The 5,347-nt window shown below is 63.6% G+C and carries 6 protein-coding genes; 4 read left to right on the top strand and 2 right to left on the bottom strand.

The genetic code is table 11. The features are described from left to right. The first annotated feature begins 194 nt into the window (after positions 1-194). Both mce and AC1Q6C_RS33340 read left to right on the top strand, forming a co-directional pair. Entirely contained in the window at positions 195-668 is a 474-nt protein-coding gene (mce, locus tag AC1Q6C_RS33345) for a methylmalonyl-CoA epimerase (RefSeq protein WP_007733251.1), read from the top strand. A 40-nt stretch (positions 669-708) separates the two neighbouring features. Next, positions 709-1,767, top strand: coding sequence for a hypothetical protein (locus AC1Q6C_RS33340; RefSeq protein ID WP_042452411.1), 1,059 nt, complete (start codon positions 709-711; stop codon positions 1,765-1,767). Between the two features lie 7 nt (positions 1,768-1,774). On the opposite strand, the gene AC1Q6C_RS33335 is transcribed toward AC1Q6C_RS33340, so the two are convergent. Together AC1Q6C_RS33335 and nucS are read right to left on the bottom strand one after the other, a co-directional pair. Beyond that, on the bottom strand, positions 1,775-2,119 hold the full coding sequence (locus AC1Q6C_RS33335) for an Rv1322 family protein (protein WP_054828484.1): 345 nt from the start codon (positions 2,117-2,119) through the stop codon (positions 1,775-1,777). A gap of 19 nt (positions 2,120-2,138) precedes the next feature. Then, on the bottom strand, positions 2,139-2,813 hold the full coding sequence (gene nucS / locus AC1Q6C_RS33330) for an endonuclease NucS (RefSeq protein ID WP_007733244.1): 675 nt from the start codon (positions 2,811-2,813) through the stop codon (positions 2,139-2,141). A 42-nt stretch (positions 2,814-2,855) separates the two neighbouring features. Here nucS and AC1Q6C_RS33325 point away from each other — a divergent pair, with 42 nt between their 5' ends. Together AC1Q6C_RS33325 and AC1Q6C_RS33320 are read left to right on the top strand one after the other, a co-directional pair. After that, complete coding sequence (locus AC1Q6C_RS33325) at positions 2,856-4,448, top strand: adenylate/guanylate cyclase domain-containing protein (protein WP_492667113.1); 1,593 nt, start codon at positions 2,856-2,858, stop codon at positions 4,446-4,448. Positions 4,449-4,589: 141 nt separating this feature from the next. Beyond that, positions 4,590-5,216, top strand: a complete 627-nt coding sequence (locus tag AC1Q6C_RS33320) for a dihydrofolate reductase family protein (RefSeq protein WP_007733241.1) — start codon at positions 4,590-4,592, stop codon at positions 5,214-5,216. Positions 5,217-5,347 lie beyond the last annotated feature (131 nt).

The raw sequence follows: 5,347 nt of genomic DNA, 5'->3' as shown, positions 1-5,347 counted from the left end.
GAGGTCGGACCCGGAGAGGTCTTTCAACGATCCGAGGAGTCGACCCATCGGGGTACGAGCTCCCGCAACAATCACAGAACTGGTCACGATTTCCTCCGGCTGCAAAAGAGAGATAGTCGTCGGTTCCGTGCGGCCTAAGAGCCAAGTCACATCCCGACGTGTACTCCTCAAACGGTAGCGCTACCGTGAAAGGTATGACACAGACCTCCCCCAGTTCTGCACTCGCACCTTTGTCGTCCGACCTCGTCGTCGCGATCGATCACGTCGGAATCGCGGTGCCCGATCTCGACGTGGCAATCGAGTGGTACACGCAGCACCTGGGCATGGTGTCGACCCACGAGGAAATCAACGAATCGCAGGGCGTGCGTGAGGCCATGCTCTCCGTCGTCGGCTCCCCCGCCGGATCCACTGCCGTTCAGCTGCTCGCGCCTCTGGACGAGAATTCGACCATCGCCAAGTTCATCGACCGAAGCGGCCCCGGACTCCAGCAGCTCGCCTACCGGGTCACCGACATCGACGCCATCTCCGCCGAGCTTCGCGACCGCGGGGTTCGGTTGCTGTACGACGCTCCCCGACGCGGTACGGCCAACTCGCGCATCAACTTCATTCACCCGAAGGACGCCGGCGGCGTCCTGGTGGAACTGGTCGAACCCGACGCGAGCCACTAGCAGACCCGACTCCAGCTCGTATGCCAGGTAGATTGTCGCCATGGCATACGAGCAGGACCGCGGTTCGATCCAACTTCCGTTCCAGATCGCACGGAAGGGATACGACCGCGACGAGGTACGCAACTACTTCGAGCGATTCGACGCGGAGCTGCGAGTTACCGCGGCTGATCGTGATGCTGCCGCTGCGCAGGCCCGTGACCTCGCCAAGCAGCTCGACGATGCACGCGACGACATCGACGACCTCCGCAAGGACGTCGACCGCCTCTCGGTACCGCCCACCACTGCGGAGGGCATGAGCGATCGCATCAGCCGCATGCTGCGCCTTGCCTCCGACGAGGCCTCGGAGGTGCGCGCGAAGGCCGAGGCCGACGCAGCCGAGATGACCTCCATCGCCGAACAGGACGGCGCCCGCCTTCGTGGTCACTACGAGTCGCTGATCGCCGAACTCGAGGACCGTCGCAACGCGATGGAAACCATGCACGAGCAGACCATGGCGCAGGCCCGTACCGAAGCCGCCCGGATCGTCGAAGCCGCGCAGGCCGAGCGGGATCGACTGGCTGCCGAGTCCGAGGCCAAGCGCACTCAGATCCGCGAAGACTTCGACATCTCGATGTCGGAGCGCCGCGCCAAGGTCGTCGCCGCCGTCAACGAGCTGGAGTCGTCGAGCAAAGCAGAGGCCGAGCGTCGACTCGCCGATGCGTCGCACGAGGCCCAGCGCAGGCTGCAGGCCGCCACTGATCAGTCAGAGCGCAAGATCGCTCACGCGAAGGAACTCACCGAAGAACTGCGCGTTCTCCGAGGCCGAATCCTGGCTCAGCTCTTGGGTATTCGCGGACAACTCGATTCGGTTCCGGCTATGCTCGCATCGGTCAACCGGGAGAGCGAACTCCTCGATGCACCGCCCGCTCCGGTCATCGTCGAAGCCGAGGAAGATCTCGAGATCGAAGACAAGAAGGCCGACGCAGATCCGGTCGACTCAGATAAGGTCAAATCAGAACCGAGTATCGACGAAGACGACGTTCTCGAGGACTCGGACGAGACGAACACCGCCGAGATCGACACCCGCGCCGTCGAGCAGCGAGCCCAGTCCAGGAACTGATCGACGCTCAGGACCACCGTCTGGTCAGGCTGCGCGTACCGCGGCCTGACCAGCATCCGGTGTGCCAGTGTCGACGCTCGTTCGCGCCGCCCGGTTCCGAAGGCCACGTCACCACGTGAGCGACGCCGGGTCTGATGTCGTGATCACAACCGGGGCATCGATAGAACTTCGTCGCGTTGGAGCCGGGTATCGGCCTCACCATGTACATTTCACCGCCCGGCCCGGGTTCCTCCCGGACCAGCGCTCCGCCGAACAACACGCCGCTTGGTGACGCCGACTCCGCGCTCGAATCCCGAGCACGCCGAGTATCCGTTCGACGGGTTTGCTTCGGCGAAGGTTTGCGGCGCGGCATGGTTCGAGTCTAAACAGCGTCAGAAGAGGCGGAACTCGGTGCTTTCGGTGCCCCGCAAGGCCTCGTAGTCAAGGACCAGGCAACGGATCCCACGGTCGTTGGCCAAAGTCTTTGCCTGCGGCTTGATCTGTTGCGCTGCAAAAACTCCCGTGACCGGCGCGAGCAGCGGATCGCGGTTGAGCAATTCGAGGTAGCGCGTCAACTGCTCGACGCCGTCGATCTCGCCGCGACGCTTGATCTCCACCGCCACCGATGCACCGTCCGCGTCTCGGACCAGAAGATCGACCGGCCCGATGGCCGTCATGTACTCACGCCGCACCAACGTGTAGCCCGGGCCGAGTGTCTCGACATGCTCCGCCAGAAGTTCTTGAAGGTGTGCCTCGACACCGTCCTTGATCAATCCCGGATCGAGACCGAGTTCATACGACGAATCGTGCTCGACCTCTTCGAGAGTGATCCGCAGTTCCTCGCCCGCCTTGTTGGTGACGACCCACAGGATGTCGTCGCCGTCCCCGGTGGTCTCGACCAACCAGCACGGCGGACTCATCCAGTTGAGCGGCTTGTACGCCCGATCGTCGGCATGGATACTGACCGAGCCGTCGGCTTTGACCAACAGCAGTCGTCTTGCGGTAGGGAGGTGGGAGGTCAGGCGTCCCACATAGTCGACACGGCAACGAGCAATAACTAGGCGCACCGGACCACCCTAAGCGATCATTACGACTACTCTCGACACACTATGCAGCGAAGCCGTGTCCCGAGTGCGCCCCTGGGGTCGTGGCTGCTCGGATCCACCGACGAAAGCCCCAGGCGCCGCCGAATCCGCGTCCAGGCACTACTCACCGCGCCCCTCCTGGTCACAAACCTGATCGGAGCGGTACTGGCGATCGTGCTCATCGGATTCGTGGTTCCCGGACCCGCGATCATCCACCCCGAATTCGCATGGATCAACTTCATTGCCGTGCCCGTCTTCATCGGGTGTGTCTTTCTCATCGGACTGCTGTGGGGCACCAAACGGCTGATGCGGGATCTTCGATGGGCCACCGAGGATCACCCACCGACAGAGCAGAATCAACGCGCGGCGCTGCGCGGGCCGTGGCGACTGACCCGAGTGCAAGCCGTCCTGTGGACGGCCGCGCTCATCACCTTCACGACCATGTACGGAATCGTCGACCCCGATACCATTCCGAAAGTTCTGTTCACCGTGGCTTTCAGCGGTATCACCACGTGCGCTTTCTGCTACCTGCTCAGCGAGTTCGCACTCCGCCCGATTGCCGCGCGTGCACTCGAATCCGGAGCACCCCGCAAGGCTGCCGTTCTCGGACTGACCGGCCGGACAATCCTCGTCTGGCTGCTCGGAAGCGGAGTTCCCGTCACCGGCCTGATGCTCGTAGCGGTCTTCAGCTTCATCCGGCCTGCTTCGTGGCAAGCCCTCGCGACCGCGATCCTCGTCATCGGCGGGATCACTCTGTGCGTCGGACTCGGGCTGACATACATCAACATCCGGTCCGCCGCGGCCCCCATTCGGTCCGTGCGACGAGGAATGGAACAAGTCACCCGTGGCGACCTCACCGCGTCCGTCGTCGTGTACGACGGAACGGAACTGGGACTACTGCAGGCCGGCTTCAATCGCATGGCCGAGGGTCTGCGCGAGCGAGAGCGAATACGCGACCTCTTCGGGCGCCACGTCGGACACGAGGTTGCCGCAAACGCGGTTCGCCGAAACCCGGAACTCGGCGGTGAAGAACGTGACGTTGCCGTACTCTTCGTCGACGTCATCGGATCGACCACCATCGCGGCCACCAACTCCCCTACGGCGGTGGTCGCTCTACTCAACCGTTTCTTCGACGTCATAGTCGACGAGGTCGACGCGCACGGCGGATTCGTGAACAAGTTCGAGGGCGACGCAGCGCTGGCGATCTTCGGAGCGCCGACGACACTCGACGATCACGCCGGCAGCGCACTCGCCGCTGCCCGCAAGATTCAGCAGCGCCTGCGTGCCGAGGTACCGGAAGTGAGCGCGGGAATCGGCGTCGCCGCAGGTGTTGCCGTAGCCGGGAACGTCGGTGCGCGAGAGAGATTCGAGTACACCGTCATCGGTGATCCCGTCAACGAAGCGGCGCGACTGTCCGAGGTCGCCAAGACGGTTCCGGGTAACGTCGCCGCATCCGGTCGGGCTGTGGCTGCCGCTGACAGTGCCGAGGCTGCACAGTGGTCGATCACCGAGAGCATCACCCTTCGCGGCCGCCTCGAACAGACCGAGCTCGCGATTCCGTGCGACGCCCTGGAGTCCGAGACCAGCCCGTCAGACTCCGTGCCCGTTCAGCCCTGACCCCACCTCCCCCCTGAGCGAACGGCACGTTCGGTCGGTCCAAGGCGATCAACGCCACGTTCGCTCGATGACTTTCCCGCTTCTCGACGGTCTATATCGGCACAGCGGAAATCCGACGACGCCTGGGAGATGGGTACGACTATGAAACTGACGACCTTTACCATCGCCACTCTCGACGGGGTGATGCAAGGACTCGGTGGGCCGGACGAAGATCGGCGAGGTGGATTCGAGCGGGGCGGCTGGTCCGCGCCATTGGTGGACACCGAAGCCATGGATTACCTCGTCCAGGTCTACCAGCGCGCTGACGCGTTCCTGTTCGGGCGACACACGTACGAGATCTTCGCCGGCTATTGGGGCGCGTTCGAGAATCCCGACGTCAACCCCATTGCAAGCGCACTGAATTCGCGGCCCAAGTACCTTGCGTCGACGACGCTCACCGATCCGCAATGGAAGAACACCACGGCCCTTTCAGGTGACACCGCCACAGCGATCGGCGAACTGAAAGCCAGACCCGGCGGTGAGCTTCAGGTGCACGGCAGTGGCAACCTGTGCCGCTGGCTTTTCGCGAACGATCTTGTCGACGAGATGATCCTGCTGATCGTTCCGGTGGTGGTAGGCCAGGGCACGCGACTGTTTCCCGACTCCGGACCGGACATCGCACTAGAGCTGGCCGAATCGCGAGCCACATCAAAGGGCGTGACGATTCAGAGGTATCTGCCGGCTGGCCGGCCGAAGTATGCGACTGCCACCGCCGACGGCATCGACTGATCCGGGCAAAGTGCCTGTCGTCCTCAGTCGTGTTCCCGCCCCTGATGGTGTGAACGTACCGTTCCCCTCGCCCAAGAGGGTGAGCGTGTCGTTCACTCGATCCCGGACGGGGTGGTGAGTCGGCGGCGTGC

The organism is Rhodococcus sp. MT28 (assembly GCF_058792695.1).
The sequence above is the reverse complement of the archived record's forward strand: the minus strand, read 5'-3'. Positions and strand labels throughout refer to the sequence as shown.